The sequence below is a fragment of the Rhizobium oryzihabitans genome (genome assembly GCF_010669145.1).
GTDB classification, from domain to species: domain Bacteria; phylum Pseudomonadota; class Alphaproteobacteria; order Rhizobiales; family Rhizobiaceae; genus Agrobacterium; species Agrobacterium oryzihabitans.
The window spans coordinates 1349049-1367500 of record NZ_CP048635.1; the positions used below are offsets into that span (position 1 = coordinate 1349049).

The following is an 18452-nucleotide window of genomic DNA, read 5'->3' on the forward strand; positions in this document are numbered from 1 at the left end:
GCCAGCAACCAGTCTATCCATCGCGGGTAACATAAAAAAAACTGCGCATCCATCATCTGGATGTGCAGCCTGCATGAGAGTTTTAATAAGTGTCGAGAACACGCCCGGAGGCGTGTTTATTTCTTTTTCCTCGTATTCGCCCGTGTCGCCAGAAAACCGGCGGCCATGGCGACAGCAAGCGTTGCATAGGGCCGCGCCTGGATCGCCAGCGTCAGCAGCGATTGCAGGGCGAGGGGTGCTGCGGTTAAGGGTGCCGCCGTCAAAGGTGCGACTGGCCGTGCGGCATAGGCTCTTGGGCGTTTGACGATCGCCAGCGCCACCAGCATGATGACGCCGAGTAGAAACGCCGTGCCGGCGACGACAAGCGCGGCAGGACCGGCGCCGACATGCCGGGCAAGATAGATCGACCCCGCAACCACAGCGGCGACGAAGGCGATCAGGAAAAAGACACCGGTCAGCACCCACAGAATGATGGTGGCGCGCAGACGCCGCGTCACCACGCGTCCTTCGCGCTGGGTGTCTCCCAGATAGACCAGCAATGCCTCAAGCATGATGCGGCCTTATCGACGTGTGAGAAGAGCGAGCACGAAGCCGACGCCGACGGCGATGCCGAGGGACTGGAGCGGATTTTTCTGGACCTGATCCGTCAGATTGTCGTTCAGCGAAGAAATTTCGTTGCGAACGCTGTCGGCCATTTCGCCGGAGGCGGTCAGCGCATCGTCGGCAACGCGGGCGGCCTGCGCCTTCAGCTCATGCGAGGCGCCAACGCCTAGCGCCTTAACGCTCTTGGCAAGATTTGCGAGATCTTCGCGAAGCTGGGCAAGCTGTGCCGCCACGTCGGCTGCATCACCGCTTTCGAGGGATTGCTGGATCTTGTCATTAACGCTGCTACGCACGCTTGCCATAGGTGAAGTCCTTCCTGGAACATCGTTGATGGAAATTGCGGCGGGCCAAACCGACCGCCGCTGCAGGTGCATTCTGTCGCTCAAGACCATTCGTTCCGGCGACCGAAACACCCGCCTGTCCGCCATTCAAACGCGCCGATGCATGCTTGGTTCCGCGTCTCCGATGTTTTCTTCATGCAGATTTAAGGGCGGGGGCAAATTTCCGGGAATTCGGTGCCGAACATTTGTTTTCCTGTCACAAGCATCATATAAGGCCCATCATCGAGACGTACCTTGACTTCAATCAATATGTGAAACGACATGCTTCAGACGCCTTATTACCTCATCGACAAGACAAAACTTCTTCGCAACATGGAGAAGATTGCCTATGTGCGGGAAAAATCCGGCGCCAAGGCGCTGCTGGCGCTGAAGTGCTTCGCCACATGGTCGGTGTTCGATTTCATGTCGCAATATATGGACGGCACGACCTCGTCTTCGCTTTACGAAGTCCGTCTCGGCCGTGAGAAATTCGGCGGTGAAACGCACGCCTATTCCGTCGCCTATGCCGATTACGAAATCGACGAGGTGATCTCGAACGCGGACAAGATCATCTTCAACTCCATCGGCCAGCTGGAGCGTTTCGCGGAGAAGGCGTCGGGCATTACTCGGGGTCTGCGGCTCAATCCGCAGGTCAGCTCCTCAAGCTTCGATCTTGCCGATCCCGCGCGTCCCTTCAGCCGTCTTGGCGAATGGGATGTCGCCAAGGTCGACAAGGTCATGGACCGTATTTCCGGTTTCATGATCCACAATAATTGCGAAAACGGCGATTTTTCGCTGTTCGACCGCATGTTGACACAGATCGAAGAGAAATTCGGATCGCTCCTGTCGCGCGCGGAATGGGTGAGCCTTGGCGGCGGCATTCATTTTACCGGCGACAATTACCCGCTCGACCAGTTCTGCGACCGTCTCCGGGAGTTCTCGGAAAAATACGGCGTACAGGTCTATCTGGAGCCGGGCGAAGCTTCGATCACCAAGAGCACGACGCTGGAAGTGACGGTTCTCGATACGCTTTTCAACGGCAAGAACCTCGCCATCGTCGATAGCTCCATCGAAGCGCACATGCTCGACCTCCTGATCTATCGGGAAACCGCCAAGGTTTCTCCGAACGAGGGCGAGCATCCCTACATGGTCTGCGGCAAATCCTGCCTCGCCGGCGATATTTTCGGCGACTTCCGGTTCGACAAGGAGTTGAAGGTCGGCGACCGCATCTCCTTCCAGGATGCGGCCGGTTACACCATGGTCAAGAAGAACTGGTTCAACGGCGTGAAGATGCCGACCATCGCCATCAAGGAACTCGACGGCACCGTCCGCGCCGTTCGCGAATTCGACTTTGCCGATTTCGAGCAAAGCCTGTCTTAAACCCCTGTTTTAACATGAAACGAAGCTCATCCCTGCGGGGAAAAGGAGGCATCACCTGAAATGAAGAAGAACGTTCTGATCATCGGCGCCGGTGGCGTAGCACAGGTCGTGGCGCATAAATGCGCCCAGAACAGCGATGTATTGGGAGACATTCATATTGCGTCACGGACTTTGGAAAAGTGCCGCAAGATTGTCGAGTCCGTACGCGAAAAGAAGAGCCTCAAGACAGATGTGAAACTTGAGGCCCATGCGCTTGACGCTATGGATATCGAGGCGACGAAAGCCTTGATTAAACAGACCGGTGTTGAAATCGTCATCAATGTCGGTTCGGCTTTCGTCAACATGTCCGTTCTTCAGGCCTGCATGGATACAGGCGTTGCCTATATGGACACGGCGATCCACGAGGATCCTACCAAGATTTGCGAGGCGCCGCCGTGGTACGGAAACTACGAGTGGAAGCGTGCCGCGGAATGCAAGGAAAAGGGCGTGACCGCCATTCTCGGCGTCGGTTTCGACCCCGGCGTGGTCAATGCCTATGCCCGCCTTGCCAAGGATGAATATTTCGACAAGGTCACCTCGGTCGATATCGTCGACATCAATGCCGGCAGCCATGGCCGCTGGTTCTCGACCAATTTCGATCCGGAAATCAACTTCCGTGAATTCACCGGGGTCGTCTATTCCTGGCAGAATGGCGAGTGGCAGACGAACCAGATGTTCGAAGTCGGCCAGGAGTTCGATCTGCCTGTCGTCGGCAAGCAGAAGGCCTATATGACCGGCCATGACGAGGTCCATTCGCTGTCCCGGAACATGGACGGCGCCGACGTGCGCTTCTGGATGGGCTTCGGTGATCACTACATCAACGTCTTCACCGTGCTGAAGAACCTCGGCCTGCTGTCCGAAAAACCGGTCAAGACGGCTGAAGGCCTTGAAGTCGTGCCGCTGAAGGTGGTCAAGGCTGTCCTTCCCGATCCGTCTTCGCTGGCACCTGATTATGTCGGCAAGACCTGCATCGGCGATATCGTCAAGGGCACCAAGGACGGCAAGGAACGCGAAGTCTTCATCTACAATGTGGCTGACCACAAGGACGCCTATGAGGAAGTCGGCTCGCAGGGCATTTCCTACACCGCCGGTGTTCCGCCGGTCGCCGCCGCCATGCTGATCGCCACCGGCGAGTGGGATGTGAAGCAGATGGCCAATGTGGAAGAACTGCCGCCGAAGCCGTTCCTCAACCTTCTGAACAAGATCGGCCTGCCGAACCGCATCAAGGACGAAAACGGCGACCGCGCCCTGACGTTCTGATTGATGATCTTCCGATCTGTCGAGACAAAAAAGCCCCGCAAAAGCGGGGCTTTTTTAATGGTGACCTCAGCTTTTGGTGAGCTGCCTTATGAAGAGATGCAGGGTTTTATGCATTGCCTCCGAAGGCGGTTCTCCACCATTCCATTCCGGAAAATGCCCATCGATTGCCATTCGGGCAAGGCCATAGACCAGTGCGCGAGCGCCCAGTACGAGCTGGTCGAAGTCGAGGCTTGGGGATAGCTGGCCGTTTTCACGCGCCTGCGTCAGCAGACTGATCATCAGGCGCCGGATGGCGTCATTCTGCTCACGCAAAATATCGGAAGAACTGAAGTCGATAAGCGTTCGAGAACTTATGACCTCGAAATGCGTCGGGTTGGCCAGCGCCCAGCGTAGATAACCGTGGCCAATGGCCTCAAAGATGACAAGCGGGGCCTCATCGCCGGCCTGTGCTCTCGCGGTTTCGACGGATTCGGTCAGCCGGTTCATGGCCTGCTCCGCGACAGCCGTCATCAGTGCCGTTTTTGAACGGAAATGCCTGAATGGTGCTCCGGGGGAGACGCCCGCGCGTTTGGCCGCCTCGCGCACGGAGACGTTTTCAGCACCCCGCTCCTCGATGATGGCGATCGTCGCCGCGACAAGTTCATCGACAAGATTTCCGTGGTGGTAGGGCCTGTCTGGCCCCGTCTTTTTATCCTGGCGTTTTTCCATAGGTCTTTGGTTAGCACCGAACCCAGATGTAATCACTGTTTATTTTCTTGCGTCGGAGTGAATCTTATGTAAGCATCGATTACATTGAGTTATGGAGATTTCAATGCTGTATTTGTTTTTAAGAATCACTCTCGTATTTTCATTCCTTCCGATCGCCGCCGCCCAGGGCGAGGAAAGCCCGAAGCTGGAAATCGTCTGGCCGAAGGCCGGCGATGTCATCGAATTGGGCAATGATCCGGAAGGCGCGATCGGCGTCGTCGTGAAAAGCAACTTCAAACTGCTTCCCGGCGGGCAATGCGGAGGAAACGGCCAATGCGGCCATGTGCACATGAAAATCGACCCCTCGGGCGATACATGCAACATTCCCGGCCGCGCCTATAACAGCATGAACAGCGACTTCGGTGGCGATCTGATCAAGGCCCGTTTTGGACATTGCCCAAGCCCGACCGGGCGGCATGTCATCGGCATTCTGCTGGCCAATGATCACCATCAGCCCGTTCTGGTAGACGGCAAACCCGTGACGGCGCTTGTCGAAGTGACGACAAAAGACTGATCCCTGGGAACCGCGTCCATCCCGCAGGTTGGCACAATAAAAAAGGTCCCGTGCAAACGGGACCTTTGTCTTGAAAATTCTGAAAGCGGGTGAGTCTTCAACCCTTTGTGGGCTTCGGCCCGCGCTTTTCAAAGGGCTTGTCTTTCTTGCCTTCGAATTTCGGCTTGTCGCCGAAGGCCTTTTTCTTTTTCCAGGGCTTGTCCTCAGCCTTGCGGTCATCGCGCGGTGCGCTTGCATTGTCCGATTTGGTGAATTTGCGCTGGGCCTTGGCCGGGCGGGTGTCTTCGCGGACGTTGCCGGTCATTTCCGGCTTGCCTTCGAGCGCCTTCAGGCGAATGCCCTTCTCAAGCATCATGTCCTTGCCGATGGCGGAGGTGAAACGATCAACGGCATCGGCCGCCAGTTCCACGAAGGTCTCCGTCTGCTGCATGCGGATGGCGCCGATATCCTGACGGGTGATCTTGCCGAAACGGCAGAGCATGGGGATGAGCCAGCGCGGCTCGGCGCTCTGCTTGCGGCCGACGGACAGCGAAAACCATGCGCTGTCGGAGAAATCCGACCGTTCGCGGCGCGGCGCATTGTTTTCGACCGGTTCGAAACTGTCGCGACGCGGTTTGCGGGTATTGTCCAGCGCGACTTCCGTGATGTCCTCCGGAGCGGAGCGTCCGGCATGGTAAAGACGCACGAAGGCGGCGGCGACTTTCTCCGCACCGTGCTGCTCAAGCAGCTGGGTGACGAAATCGCGTTCGTCCTCGGCCACGGCCTCGGTCAGCGAAGGATCGGCCAGAAGACGGGCGCCGTCGCGCTCGACGATTTCTTCAACGGACGGCGGGCGAACCCATGCCGCGCTGACCTTGGCGCCCTCGAGAAGGCGTTCTGCCTTGCGGCGCTGGTTGATCGGCACCACGACGGCGCTGACGCCCTTCTGTCCGGCACGGCCGGTACGGCCGGAACGGTGGAGAAGCGTTTCCGAGTTGGTCGGCAGGTCGGCGTGGATGACAAGTTCGAGACCCGGCAGGTCGATGCCGCGTGCGGCAACGTCGGTTGCCACGCAAACACGGGCGCGGCCGTCACGCATGGCCTGCAGCGCGTGGGTGCGCTCGTTCTGGGTGAGCTCACCGGAGAGCGCCACGACCGAAAAGCCGCGATTGTTCAAGCGGGCCGTCAGATGGTTGACGGCAGCGCGGGTGGAGCAGAACACGATGGCGTTGCGGGCTTCGTAAAAACGCAGCGCGTTGATGATGGCGTTCTCGCGGTCCGCACCCGTTACCAGCAGGGCGCGATATTCGATATCCACATGCTGCTTCTGTTCGGAAGCGGTGGCGATGCGCACGGCATTTTTCTGGTAGCTTTCTGCAAGCTTGGCGATGCTGCGCGGAACGGTGGCCGAGAACATCAGCGTGCGGCGGGTATCCGGCGATTCTTCCAGAATGAATTCCAGATCCTCGCGGAAACCGAGGTCGAGCATTTCGTCGGCCTCATCAAGAACGACGGCCCGCAGCGACGACAGATCGAGCGCGCCGCGCTTGATGTGGTCACAGAGGCGGCCGGGTGTGCCGACGACAATATGCGCACCGCGCTCCAGCGCCCGGCGTTCGCTGCGGATATCCATGCCGCCGACGCAGGAGGCGATCGACACGCCGGCGAATTCATAAAGCCATTCCAGCTCGCGCTTGACCTGCATGGCCAGTTCACGGGTCGGCGCGATGGCAAGCGCCAGCGGTGCGGAAGCCTGACCGAAACGGGTGTTTTCCGAAAGCAGCGTGGTCGCAAGCGCGATGCCGAAGGCAACCGTCTTGCCGGAGCCGGTCTGCGCGGAAACCAGCGCGTCCTTGTCGGCGAGTTCCGGCGACAGCATTGCCTGCTGCACGGGGGTCAAGTCTTTGTAGCCGCGTTTTTCCAACGCCTGCGCGATCGCCGGGGCGATACCCTGGGTGTCTGTCATCTACCGTCTTTCGGATATGAAGCTGCCCGCATCCGCCCGAAACCAATAGGTCCTAATGTCTCCGGGGCAGCCGATACAGGCCATTTCGGCCATCTGGCCGGTTGCATTGCCGCGCTCATACTGCGAATGGGCCCGTTTGTACAGTGCACTGCGGTACGCTCTTTCACGGTTGGATATGCGGTCGCCTGCTCCGTACCGCCATCTTCTTTCTCTGGCGCCATTAAAAAAGGCGTACCGCATGGTTCATAAACGGCATTGCGTGCCCCCGCCTTTTCGCTAAGAGACCCGCAACTTGAGGCTCTTTGTCAGGAAGAGCCGACTGGGTTTGTTCTTGTCCGCACCCGGCAAACGGGCTGGCGGAAAAAAGGGATGGTACTGGTCAAGGCTATGGCTCGCATTGTCATGAAATTCGGCGGCACGTCCGTCGCGAACCTCGAACGCATTCACAATGTCGCAAGGCACGTGAAACGCGAAGTGGATGCCGGCCATGAAGTGGCTGTTGTCGTTTCCGCCATGTCCGGCAAAACCAACGAGTTGGTGGACTGGGTGCAGAACGCCGCGAAGGTGGCTGGCACCAATGCCGCTTCCTTTTACGATGCACGCGAATATGACGCGGTCGTTGCATCCGGAGAGCAGGTGACGTCTGGTCTTCTGGCGATCACGCTGCAGTCCATGGGCATCAATGCGCGCTCCTGGCAGGGCTGGCAGATTCCGATCCGCACCGACAATGCGCATGGCGCCGCCCGCATTCTCGAGATTGACGGTTCGGATATCGTCCACCGCATGGGCGAGGGCCAGGTTGCCGTTGTTGCCGGTTTCCAGGGTATCGGCCCTGATAACCGCATTGCGACGCTGGGCCGCGGCGGCTCGGACACATCAGCTGTTGCGATTGCCGCAGCCGTCAAGGCGGATCGCTGCGATATCTATACCGATGTCGATGGCGTTTACACCACCGATCCGCGCATCGAGCCGAAGGCTCGCCGCATGAAGAAGATAGCTTTCGAGGAAATGCTCGAAATGGCATCTCTCGGTGCGAAGGTTCTGCAGGTTCGCTCGGTCGAGCTTGCCATGGTACACAAGGTGCGCACCTTCGTTCGCTCCAGTTTCGAGGATCCCGATGCGCCGGGCATGGGCGACCTCATCAACCCGCCCGGTACTTTGATTTGTGACGAGGATGAAATCGTGGAACAGGAAGTCGTAACCGGCATCGCCTATGCCAAGGATGAAGCACAGATCTCGCTGCGCCGCGTGGCCGACCGTCCGGGCGTCTCCGCTGCGATCTTCGGGCCGCTGGCGGAAGCGCATATCAATGTCGACATGATCGTGCAGAACATCTCCGAAGACGGTTCGCGCACCGACATGACCTTCACCGTTCCCTCAGGCGACGTTGCCAAGGCTCTGAAGGTTCTCGACGAGAACAAGGCCCAGATCGGCTTCGACGTCGCTCAGAACGAAACGGGTCTCGCCAAGGTGTCCGTCATCGGTATCGGCATGCGCAGCCATGCCGGCGTTGCAGCCAGTGCGTTCAAGGCACTTGCCGAGAAGAACATCAACATCAAGGCAATCACCACTTCCGAGATCAAGATTTCGATCCTGATCGACGGTGCCTATGCCGAACTTGCCGTTCGCACTTTGCATTCTGCCTACGGTCTCGATAAGGCTTGAACCCGAGACATCGGTTTCCGACGCTCCGATTCTTCGGAGTTGCGTTCTTCCGATGTGGCGTTTCATGAAAGCGTGTCCCTTGCGGGACGCGCTTCTCTCGCTATAAATTTTTAAATGACGTTTTGATTCTCGAATATTATGACATTCGGATCGGAAGCGTCGGGGAGCAAACGCGATGAGAGACCTTTCCGCAGGTCCGCGCGTCCTGCTCAAGCGGCTACGCGAAATGATGGCGGAGCACCTTGAGCCGCAGGACCGCCTGGATCAGATCGTTCGCCAGATTGCCAGCAACATGGTGGCGGAGGTTTGCTCGGTCTATGTGCTGCGCTCCGACAGCGTGCTGGAGCTTTACGCGACAGAAGGTCTCAACAAGGATGCCGTGCATCTTGCCCAGCTGAAAATGGGGCAGGGTCTTGTCGGCACGATCGCCGCTTCTGCCCAGCCTCTCAATCTTTCCGATGCGCAGGCGCATCCCGCTTTCCGCTATCTTCCTGAAACCGGTGAGGAAATTTATCATTCCTTCCTCGGCGTGCCGATTTTGCGTTCCGGTCGCACTCTTGGCGTTCTTGTGGTCCAGAACAAGGCCAGCCGAACATACCGGGAGGATGAAGTTGAAGCGCTCGAGACAACCGCGATGCTTATCGCTGAAATAGTGGCGAGCGGCGAGTTGAAGAAGATCACCCGCCCCGGTGTGGAGCTGGACCTGACCCGTGCCGTCTCCATCGATGGCGATGCTTATGGCGAAGGCATCGGTCTTGGCCACGTCGTGCTGCACGATCCCCGTATCGTCGTCACCAATCTCTTGAACGAGGATGCGGATACGGAAATCCGGCGTCTTGCCGATGCCATCGGATCGTTGCGCCTGTCGATCGACGACATGTTGCAGCGCCGCGACGTGCCGACCGAAGGGGAGCACCGCGAGGTGCTTGAGACTTACCGCATGTTCGCCCACGATCAGGGCTGGGTGCGGCGCATGGAAGAGGCGATTCGCAACGGCCTGACGGCGGAAGCCGCGGTCGAGAAAGTGCAGAGCGACACCAAGGCGCGCATGATGCGCCTGACCGATCCCTATCTGCGCGAGCGCATGCATGATTTCGACGATCTTGCCAACCGTCTGCTACGCCAGTTGATCGGTTTCGGCGGGCGTGGACCGGAGCAGGATTTTCCGCTGGACGCGATTGTTCTGGCACGCGCCATGGGTGCTGCCGAACTCCTTGACTATCCGCGTGAGAAATTGCGCGGTCTCGTGCTCGAAGACGGCGCGGTGACGAGCCACGTCGTCATCGTGGCGCGCGCCATGGGTATTCCCATCATCGGTCAGGCAACCGGCATCGTAGCACTTGCTGAAAATAACGACCCCATCATCATCGATGGTGATGACGGTCAGGTGCATCTGCGTCCGATGTCGGATCTGCAGCGCGCCTATGAGGAAAAAGTGCGTCTGCGCGCCAAGCGCCAGGAGCAGTTCCGCGCTCTCCGCAATGTCGAGCCGATCACCAAGGATGGCCAGAAGGTCAATCTCAAGATGAATGCGGGCCTGCTTGTGGACCTGCCTCAGCTTGAGGAGTCCGGCGCCGATGGCATCGGCCTGTTCCGCACCGAGCTGCAGTTCATGATCGCCTCCAACATGCCCAAGGGCGAGGAGCAGGAGGCTTTTTACCGGTCGGTTCTTCGGCAGGCTAAGGGGAAAAGCGTTACCTTCCGCACGCTGGATATCGGCGGCGACAAGGTCGTTTCCTATATGCGCGGCCAGGAAGAGGAAAACCCGGCGCTGGGCTGGCGGGCGATCCGCCTGTCGCTCGACCGTCCGGGCCTGATGCGCACGCAGATGCGCGCGCTGCTGCGCGCCGCCTCGGGCGCGGAACTGCGCATGATGCTGCCGATGGTGACGGAAGTGTCAGAAATCCGCGCCGCACGCGATCTTCTCCAGAAGGAAGTGCAGCATCTCTCGAAGTTCAGCCATGCGCTGCCGAAAAAACTGCAATTCGGCGCGATGCTGGAAGTGCCGTCTTTGATGTGGCAGCTCGACGAGCTGATGCAGGAGGTGGATTTCGTCTCCGTCGGTTCGAACGACCTGTTCCAGTTCTCGATGGCGGTCGATCGGGGTAATGCAAGAGTTTCGGATCGTTTCGACAATCTCGGCAAGCCGTTCCTGCGCATTCTGCGCGATATCGTGCGCGCCGGTGAGAAGCACCATACCTCGGTCACGCTGTGCGGTGAAATGGCAAGCAAGCCGCTTTCCGCCATGGCTCTGATCGGTCTCGGCTTCCGTTCCGTTTCCATGTCGCCGACGGCGATCGGGCCGGTCAAGGCCATGCTGCTCGGGCTTGATGCCGCGCGCCTTGCCGATGAGCTGAATGCCGCGCTGGACGATCACAATTCGCTGGAAAGCGCGCGCGAGGTGTTGTTACGCTTTGCTGCGACGCATTCCATTCCCATTTAGAGCATTTCCAGGAAAAGTGGACCCCGGTTTTCCGTCCGGAAATGCGTTAAAGCAAAAAGTTAGAGCGTTTTCGCGTTTCGAAGAAAAGCGAAAGCGCTCTAAAAGACCTGTTTCATTATTGGAGTGACTGGTGGCGAAGCTTCCCGTCGAAAAAATGCGCGAGTTGGAAAGGCGTTTCGGCGAGATCGAAGCGCGTATGTCCGCCGGCCCTGCAGCGGATGTTTATGTGAAGCTGGCTTCGGAATATTCCGAACTTGAGCCGGTGGTGAAGAAAATCCGCGATTACGAGAAGGCTGTCTCCGAAGCCGCCGATCTCGAGGCGCTGCTTGCCGACAAGACGACCGACAAGGATATGCGCGATCTGGCGGAAATGGAGCTGCCGGAGGTCGAGAGCCGCATCAGCGAGCTTGAGAAGGACATGCAGGTCCTGCTGCTTCCGAAGGATGCTGCAGACGAGAAAAGCGCGATCCTTGAAATCCGTGCCGGTACCGGCGGGTCAGAGGCCGCGCTTTTCGCCGGCGACCTGTTCCGCATGTATGAGCGCTTCGCGTCGACAAAGGGCTGGAAAGTCGAAGTTCTTTCCGCCAGCGAAGGCGAAGCGGGCGGTTACAAGGAAATCATCGCGACGATCAGCGGGCGAGGGGTGTTCTCCAAGCTGAAATTCGAATCCGGTGTGCACCGGGTGCAGCGTGTGCCGGAAACGGAAGCGAGCGGCCGCATCCACACCTCGGCAGCCACCGTTGCGGTGTTGCCCGAGGCGGAGGACATCGACATTGAAATTCGCCCGGAAGATATCCGCATCGATACGATGCGCGCTTCGGGCGCGGGCGGCCAGCACGTCAACACCACCGACTCCGCCGTTCGCATCACCCATCTTCCGACGGGCCTGATCGTCACCAGCTCGGAAAAATCGCAGCACCAGAACCGCGCCAAGGCCATGCAGGTTCTGCGTTCGCGGCTCTACGATATCGAACGCCAGAAAGTGGACAATGAACGCTCTGCCGACCGCAAGAGCCAGGTTGGTTCCGGCGATCGTTCCGAGCGCATCCGCACCTATAATTTTCCACAGGGGCGCGTTACCGATCACCGCATCAATCTGACGCTCTACAAGCTCGACCGGATGATTGAAGGTGAGATCGACGAACTTCTCGATGCGCTGATCGCCGATTATCAGGCCGGTCAGCTTGCCCAGCTTGGCGAACAACAGTTGTGAGCGGCGGCGCTGACGCAACGGTTTCGAGCGAGCTTGCCGCAACTCGCAAACGGCTGCAGGCAGCGGGCGTCGCCGATCCGCTTCTCGATGCACGCCTGTTGATTGCAGATGTCACCGGTTTTTCACTGACCGATTTCGTGATGAAACCTCAGCATCCAGTTACGGCGGAAGAAAGCGACCGCATTGCCGCCATGATCGAAAGGCGGGTTGGGGGAGAACCGGTCCATCGCATCCTCGGCCATCGGGAGTTCCATGGCCTCGATCTTCTTCTGTCAAAGGAAACGCTCGAACCCCGTCCGGATACGGAAGTTCTCGTCGACACGCTGCTGCCGGCTTTGAAGAAAGCTGTGGCCGATAAGGGCAGTGCGCGCATTCTGGATCTGGGCACGGGCACGGGCGCGATCTGTCTGGCGCTTCTGAAGGAATGCCCACAGGCGTCGGGTATCGGCAGCGATATTTCAACCGATGCACTGGAGACGGCCGCCAAGAATGCGGCTCGCAACGGTCTTGGTTCGCGTTTCGAAACCTTGCACAGCAACTGGTTTGAAAAAATCTCTGGCGGCTTTGACATAATTGTGTCGAATCCGCCTTATATAAGAAGTGATATCGTCGCAACGCTCGACCAAGAGGTTCGCAACCACGATCCGATGGCGGCGCTGGACGGAGGTCAGGACGGCCTTGCACCGTACCGCCTTATTGCTGCCGATGCAGGCCGCTTTCTTGTGGAAAACGGGATTGTGGGTGTGGAGATCGGTTTCGATCAAAGGCTTGATGTTTCCGCTATATTTGCTTCCAACGGCTTCTCTCTTCTCGACGCCGTGAAGGATTATGGTGGCAACGACAGAGTTTTGACCTTCCGGAGATAGTTGTTCGCGATATGTCTGCGGATTTTTTGCAAGGATATTTTGCACAGCAAAAGAAAAGGCTTGGATTTCCGCATGAAGCGGGATAGTTTGCGGCCACATGCCGGGTGGCTGAGGACGAACGCAGATTCGTCAGGGTATGGGTCAGTCCCGAAGCGGGTTCTTTGAGAGCCCTGAAAGGCTGGGCGTTTCCGGCATGTGAATCAGTAAACTTTGTTCGCAGGCGGCGCGGTGCAGCATTTGCGCGACCGGTCGTCATACGCGAGGTCTTGTCTGGGGTTATCTTCGGCAGGGCGCGTGATCGAGCAATTTCAGGAAAAATTTCCAACGGTTTTCCGTCCGGAATTGCATGAAAATAACCAGATTGTCAGCAAAACAGAATTCAGGTGAGCAATTGATGAGGCCAGGACAGCAAAACAAGCGCGGCCGGGGGCGTGGAAGCAACAACAACAATAACAATGGTGGCGGTGGTAACAACAACTTCAACCGCAAGGGTGGAAACCCGCTCACCAGGACTTATGACAGCTCCGGCCCCGATGTGAAAATCCGTGGCACAGCCCAGCACATAGCGGAAAAATACGCTGCCCTTGCCCGGGACGCGCAGAGTTCTGGCGACCGCGTTATTGCGGAAAACTATCTGCAGCACGCTGAACACTACAATCGCATCATCGCCACGGCTCAGGCCCAGATGCAGGAACGTTTCCAGCGCGACGACCGTGGCGAATACAATGCCGCGGATGGCGACGAGATGGATGGAAACGATGGCGACGACGGCGTCGTTGCATCGCAGCAGCATTCCGAACAGTCTGAACGCGCGCAGCAGCCCGAACGCCAGGAGCGGTCCGAACCGCGCCAGGAGCGTCAAGAGCGCCGCGAACGTCCGGACCGCCGTGAACGGCAGGAGCGCCAGCCCCGCCAGCCGCAGGCTTCAGGCGATCAGCAGCCGCCGGTTTACGATGCCAGCCAGGCCCCTCAGCCGGTCATCGAAGGCACGCCAATGGAAGTAGCCGTCGAGGAAGAGCAGCAGCAGGCGGAGACCCCAGCGAGCGAACGTGCACCGAAGACCCGCCGCGCCACAACCCCGCGCCCGCGTCGTCCGCGCCGCGCCGCAACGGCGGAAGGTGCTGAAGGCGAGGATGCGTCGGCCGGCGAAGAGGCAACACCTGTGACACTTGAAAACGCTGCCGAATAAGCAGGGGTTCAAAAAATACGCGATTGAAAAACTCCGGCTTGCCGGAGTTTTTTCGTTTCCGGGGATCACACATATGGGTCGGATCGCGGCCACCCAAGGCAATTACCGCGAACAGATGTGACACCTGTCAAATCCGGTGAAAATTTCCCGAACGATGGTTTTCCTCCCCTTTAAACCGATGAAATTGCCTCCCATATTCGTGCAGGAAGGCTGGGTGCCGCGTTCAGCAGCAACCATCCTTCGAGAGGCGGCGATCGTGAAATCCTTTAAAACGCGACTGTCGTAGCGGGGCTTGCCTTTGAGGGAGCCTCAACCCAAACATCCGGGACCGTGCCGAAAGCGGGCGGGCCGGTAAATGGAGGTTCGACTATGAATATTGAAAAATACTCCGAACGAGTTCGCGGTTTTCTGCAATCGGCGCAGACCTTTGCACTTGCGGAAAATCACCAGCAGTTTTCTGCCGAACACGTTCTGAAAGTTTTGCTCGATGACGAGCAGGGCATGGCAGCATCGTTGATCGAGCGGGCTGGCGGCGACGCCAAGGAAGCGCGTCTTGCCAATGACGCGGCGCTGGCGAAACTACCAAAGGTGTCCGGCGGCAATGGCGGCCTTTCTTTGACCGCTCCGCTTGCGAAGGTATTTTCGACCGCGGAAGACCTCGCCAAGAAGGCAGGCGACAGTTTCGTGACCGTCGAGCGTCTTTTGCAGGCGCTTGCAATCGAAACGTCTGCCTCAACCTCGGCTTCTCTGAAGAAGGCGGGCGCAACGGCGCAGGCTCTCAATCAGGTCATCAACGACATCCGCAAGGGTCGCACGGCTGACAGCGCCAATGCCGAACAGGGTTTTGACGCGCTGAAGAAATACGCGCGCGATCTGACGGAAGAAGCCCGCGAGGGTAAACTCGACCCGGTCATCGGCCGTGACGACGAAATCCGCCGTACCATTCAGGTGCTGTCACGCCGCACCAAGAACAATCCCGTGCTGATCGGTGAACCGGGCGTCGGTAAAACGGCGATTGCGGAAGGGCTTGCGCTGCGCATCGTCAATGGCGATGTGCCCGAAAGCCTGAAAGACAAGAAGCTGATGGCGCTCGATATGGGCGCGCTGATCGCCGGCGCGAAATATCGCGGTGAGTTCGAGGAGCGCCTGAAGGCGGTTCTGAACGAGGTGCAGGCCGAAAATGGCGGCATCGTCCTGTTCATCGACGAGATGCACACGCTGGTTGGTGCCGGCAAGGCCGATGGCGCGATGGATGCCTCCAACCTCCTGAAGCCTGCTCTTGCCCGAGGCGAGCTGCACTGCGTTGGCGCCACCACGCTTGATGAATATCGCAAGCACGTGGAAAAGGATCCGGCCCTTGCCCGCCGTTTCCAGCCGGTGCTGGTGGATGAGCCGACCGTGGAGGACACGATCTCTATCCTGCGCGGCCTGAAGGAAAAATACGAACAGCATCACAAGGTCCGCATCTCGGATTCGGCCCTGGTTGCGGCTGCAACGCTTTCCAACCGCTATATTACCGACCGCTTCCTGCCGGACAAGGCGATCGACCTGATGGACGAGGCCGCTTCGCGTCTTCGCATGCAGGTGGATTCCAAACCCGAGGAGCTGGACGAACTGGATCGCCGGATCATTCAGCTCAAGATCGAGCGCGAAGCCTTAAAGCAGGAGACGGACCAGTCATCCGTCGATCGCCTGAAGAAACTCGAAGACGAACTGGCCGATACGGAAGAAAAGGCAGACGCTCTGACGGCCCGCTGGCAGGCGGAAAAGCAGAAGCTCGGCCATGCCGCCGACTTGAAGAAGCGGCTGGACGAAGCCCGCAACGAACTGGCGATTGCCCAGCGCAACGGCCAGTTTCAGCGCGCTGGCGAATTGACCTACGGCATCATTCCGGGCCTCGAAAAGGAACTGGCTGCGGCGGAAGCACGCGACAGCAGCGGTGCCGCCTCGATGGTTCAGGAAGTGGTGACGGCGGACAATATCGCCCATGTCGTTTCCCGCTGGACGGGCATTCCGGTCGACAAGATGCTGGAAGGTCAGCGTGAGAAGCTGCTGCGCATGGAAGACGAACTTGCCAAGTCCGTTGTCGGGCAGGGTGAGGCCGTGCAGGCTGTGTCCAGGGCGGTTCGCCGCTCGCGCGCCGGTCTCCAGGACCCGAACCGGCCGATCGGCTCGTTCATCTTCCTCGGCCCGACCGGTGTGGGTAAGACCGAGCTGACCAAGTCGCTCGCACGCTTCCTGTTCGACGACGAAACTGCGATGGTTCGCCTCGACATGTCGGAATATATGGAGAAACACTCCGTTGCCCGGCTTATCGGTGCGCCTCCCGGCTATGTCGGCTACGAAGAGGGCGGTGCATTGACGGAAGCGGTTCGCCGCCGGCCCTATCAGGTCGTTCTGTTCGACGAGATCGAAAAAGCGCATCCGGATGTGTTCAACGTCCTCTTGCAGGTGCTGGATGATGGCCGCCTGACGGATGGCCAGGGCCGCACCGTCGATTTCAAGAACACCATCATCATCATGACCTCGAACCTCGGTTCGGAATTCATGACGCAGATGGGCGACAATGATGACGTGGATTCGGTTCGCGATCTGGTGATGGAGCGGGTCCGGTCCCATTTCCGGCCGGAATTCCTCAACCGTGTCGACGATATCATCCTTTTCCACCGGCTGGCGCGGGACGAGATGGGTGCGATCGTGGAAATCCAGCTCAAGCGCCTCGTCTCGCTTCTCGGCGATCGCAAGATATCGCTCGAGCTGGATGAGGATGCCCGCAGCTGGCTCGCCAATAAGGGTTACGATCCGGCCTATGGCGCGCGTCCGCTGAAGCGTGTCATCCAGAAGTCGGTTCAGGACAGGCTTGCCGAGATGATCCTCGGCGGTGAAATCCCGGATGGGTCGCGGGTCAAGGTAACCTCTGGTACCGACCGGCTGCTGTTCAAGGTCAAGCCTCCCAAGGGCGAGGCCGAAACCGAAACGGCCGATGCGGCATAAAACGAAAGGGCTCCGGAAACGGAGCCCTTTTCATTTGGCCGTTTTTTTGAAACGCAAAGGTCCGGTGGATTACCGGCTCGCCACCTGATTGGACTTTTCCTCGATGTTGAGCAGATTGTCGATGCGCTTTCTCTCGTCGGAGAAACGCGCGAGCGCATCGCCGGAAAGCGACTTGCCGCCCGGCAGGCGCACTTTCATCGCGTCCACTTTCGTGCCGTTGACGATCAGTTCGTAGTGCAGATGCGCGCCGGTGGAAAGACCGGTCGATCCCACATAACCGATGACCTGGCCCTGCCTGACCTTGGAGCCTTCGGTGACACCCTTGGCGATGGCGCTCTGGTGGTTATAGGAAGAAACATAGCCGTTGGCGTGGCGGATCAGGGTCTGGTTGCCATAACCCGAGGCCCATCCGGCCTTCTCGACGGTGCCGTTGCCCGTCGCGATGATCGGCGTGCCGCGGGCTGCCGCCCAGTCGGTGCCGGTATGCATGCGGCTGAATTTTAAGACCGGGTGCCGGCGCATGCCGAAACCGGATGTCATGCGGCCGTTCGGAACGGGGTTACGCAACAGGAACTGCCGGATGCTTTTACCGTTCTCGTCGAAATAATCGACGCTGTTGTCTTCAGGGCTCTGGAACCGGTAAAAACGCGTCTCGTTGTCGCCGAACTTGGCGTTGACGTAAAGCAGTTCCGACTTGTCCGTCGCCTTGCCGTCCGCATCTTCCACGGAGAAGAAAGCTTCCAGCGTATCGGCAGGTTTCAGCTGCGCCTGAAAATCGACGCTGCTGGCCAGAAGCTTGATCAGCTGGGAAACCATGCTCTGGTTCATGCCATAGGCAAGAGCCGCCCGGTAGACGCCGTCATAGACGCTGGGCAGATCACGGCCGGCCGCCGGCGCCGGTGTGCTGTCGAAAGCGGTCGCCACCGCATCGAGCTTGGGCGGTTCGCTTGCCTTGATGAAATTCTTGCGGTCGTCGACGGCCATGGTAACCATGTGCCGGCCCTTGCGGTAAAGACTGACGCGCACGATGTCGCTTTTTTCGTCTTCCTGGATAATGCCGACGCGCAACACATCGCCGCTTTCGACATTGTTCGACTGGAGTTGCGGCGACAGCAGCCCGGCGATTTCCGTCGATTGCGCCTTCGAATAGCCGGCGCCAAACAGGGCGGCTTCAATGGTCTCGGTCTGGCGGGCAGGGATCACGTCGTCGGCATATTCCTTGACGGGGACAGAGGCAGATTGCGGGGTCGAAACCGACATGTTCTGTTCGACGA

General features: G+C 58.8%; 14 protein-coding genes (1 of these 14 only partly in view). 9 read left to right on the top strand and 5 right to left on the bottom strand.

Features of this window, described 5'->3' with window-relative positions; all coding sequences use genetic code 11:
• Positions 1-116: 116 nt before the first annotated feature.
• On the bottom strand, positions 117-551 hold the full coding sequence (locus tag G3A56_RS23005) for a hypothetical protein (RefSeq protein ID WP_003498528.1): 435 nt from the start codon (positions 549-551) through the stop codon (positions 117-119).
• Between the two features lie 9 nt (positions 552-560).
• Positions 561-905, bottom strand: a complete 345-nt coding sequence (locus G3A56_RS23010) for an ElaB/YgaM/YqjD family protein (RefSeq protein ID WP_003498530.1) — start codon at positions 903-905, stop codon at positions 561-563.
• 300 nt (positions 906-1205) lie between these two features.
• Between G3A56_RS23010 and nspC the strand changes: the two genes are divergently transcribed.
• Complete coding sequence (nspC, locus tag G3A56_RS23015; RefSeq protein ID WP_003498532.1) at positions 1206-2303, top strand: carboxynorspermidine decarboxylase; 1098 nt, start codon at positions 1206-1208, stop codon at positions 2301-2303.
• A gap of 60 nt (positions 2304-2363) precedes the next feature.
• Positions 2364-3602 (top strand): saccharopine dehydrogenase family protein, encoded by a 1239-nt coding sequence (locus G3A56_RS23020; RefSeq protein ID WP_082185043.1) that lies wholly within the window; start codon positions 2364-2366, stop codon positions 3600-3602.
• A 66-nt stretch (positions 3603-3668) separates the two neighbouring features.
• Here G3A56_RS23020 and G3A56_RS23025 read toward each other — a convergent pair whose 3' ends face one another.
• Complete coding sequence (locus G3A56_RS23025; protein ID WP_082185042.1) at positions 3669-4310, bottom strand: TetR/AcrR family transcriptional regulator; 642 nt, start codon at positions 4308-4310, stop codon at positions 3669-3671.
• A 103-nt stretch (positions 4311-4413) separates the two neighbouring features.
• Here G3A56_RS23025 and G3A56_RS23030 point away from each other — a divergent pair, with 103 nt between their 5' ends.
• Entirely contained in the window at positions 4414-4863 is a 450-nt protein-coding gene (locus G3A56_RS23030) for a hypothetical protein (protein WP_164056836.1), read from the top strand.
• 97 nt (positions 4864-4960) lie between these two features.
• Here G3A56_RS23030 and G3A56_RS23035 read toward each other — a convergent pair whose 3' ends face one another.
• Positions 4961-6808: a DEAD/DEAH box helicase gene (locus G3A56_RS23035; protein WP_003498539.1), complete on the bottom strand. Its 1848-nt coding sequence runs from the start codon at positions 6806-6808 to the stop codon at positions 4961-4963.
• 387 nt (positions 6809-7195) lie between these two features.
• Between G3A56_RS23035 and G3A56_RS23040 the strand changes: the two genes are divergently transcribed.
• From G3A56_RS23040 to clpB, 6 genes are all read left to right on the top strand, one after another.
• Positions 7196-8473 carry an aspartate kinase gene (locus G3A56_RS23040; RefSeq protein ID WP_035243307.1) on the top strand — a complete coding sequence of 426 codons (1278 nt, stop codon included), beginning with the start codon at positions 7196-7198 and terminating at the stop codon, positions 8471-8473.
• A 175-nt stretch (positions 8474-8648) separates the two neighbouring features.
• On the top strand, positions 8649-10916 hold the full coding sequence (gene ptsP, locus G3A56_RS23045) for a phosphoenolpyruvate--protein phosphotransferase (protein WP_003498545.1): 2268 nt from the start codon (positions 8649-8651) through the stop codon (positions 10914-10916).
• 130 nt (positions 10917-11046) lie between these two features.
• Positions 11047-12129, top strand: a complete 1083-nt coding sequence (prfA, locus tag G3A56_RS23050) for a peptide chain release factor 1 (protein WP_003498546.1) — start codon at positions 11047-11049, stop codon at positions 12127-12129.
• A complete protein-coding gene (gene prmC, locus G3A56_RS23055) occupies positions 12126-12995 on the top strand; it encodes a peptide chain release factor N(5)-glutamine methyltransferase (RefSeq protein WP_082185040.1) in 870 nt (289 codons plus the stop codon). Before prfA ends, prmC begins: the two co-directional genes overlap by 4 nt.
• 394 nt (positions 12996-13389) lie before the next feature.
• Positions 13390-14184: a DUF4167 domain-containing protein gene (locus G3A56_RS23060; protein ID WP_082185039.1), complete on the top strand. Its 795-nt coding sequence runs from the start codon at positions 13390-13392 to the stop codon at positions 14182-14184.
• Positions 14185-14553: 369 nt separating this feature from the next.
• Positions 14554-17178, top strand: coding sequence for an ATP-dependent chaperone ClpB (gene clpB, locus G3A56_RS23065; protein WP_082185038.1), 2625 nt, complete (start codon positions 14554-14556; stop codon positions 17176-17178).
• Between the two features lie 69 nt (positions 17179-17247).
• Here the strand turns inward: clpB and G3A56_RS23070 are convergent, their stop codons facing one another.
• On the bottom strand, positions 17248-18452 hold the 3' portion of the coding sequence (locus G3A56_RS23070; protein WP_035243030.1) for a M23 family metallopeptidase. Its footprint extends 742 nt past the window's final position; 1205 of the gene's 1947 nt are visible here — the last part of the coding sequence; its start codon lies beyond the right edge, outside the window; its stop codon occupies positions 17248-17250.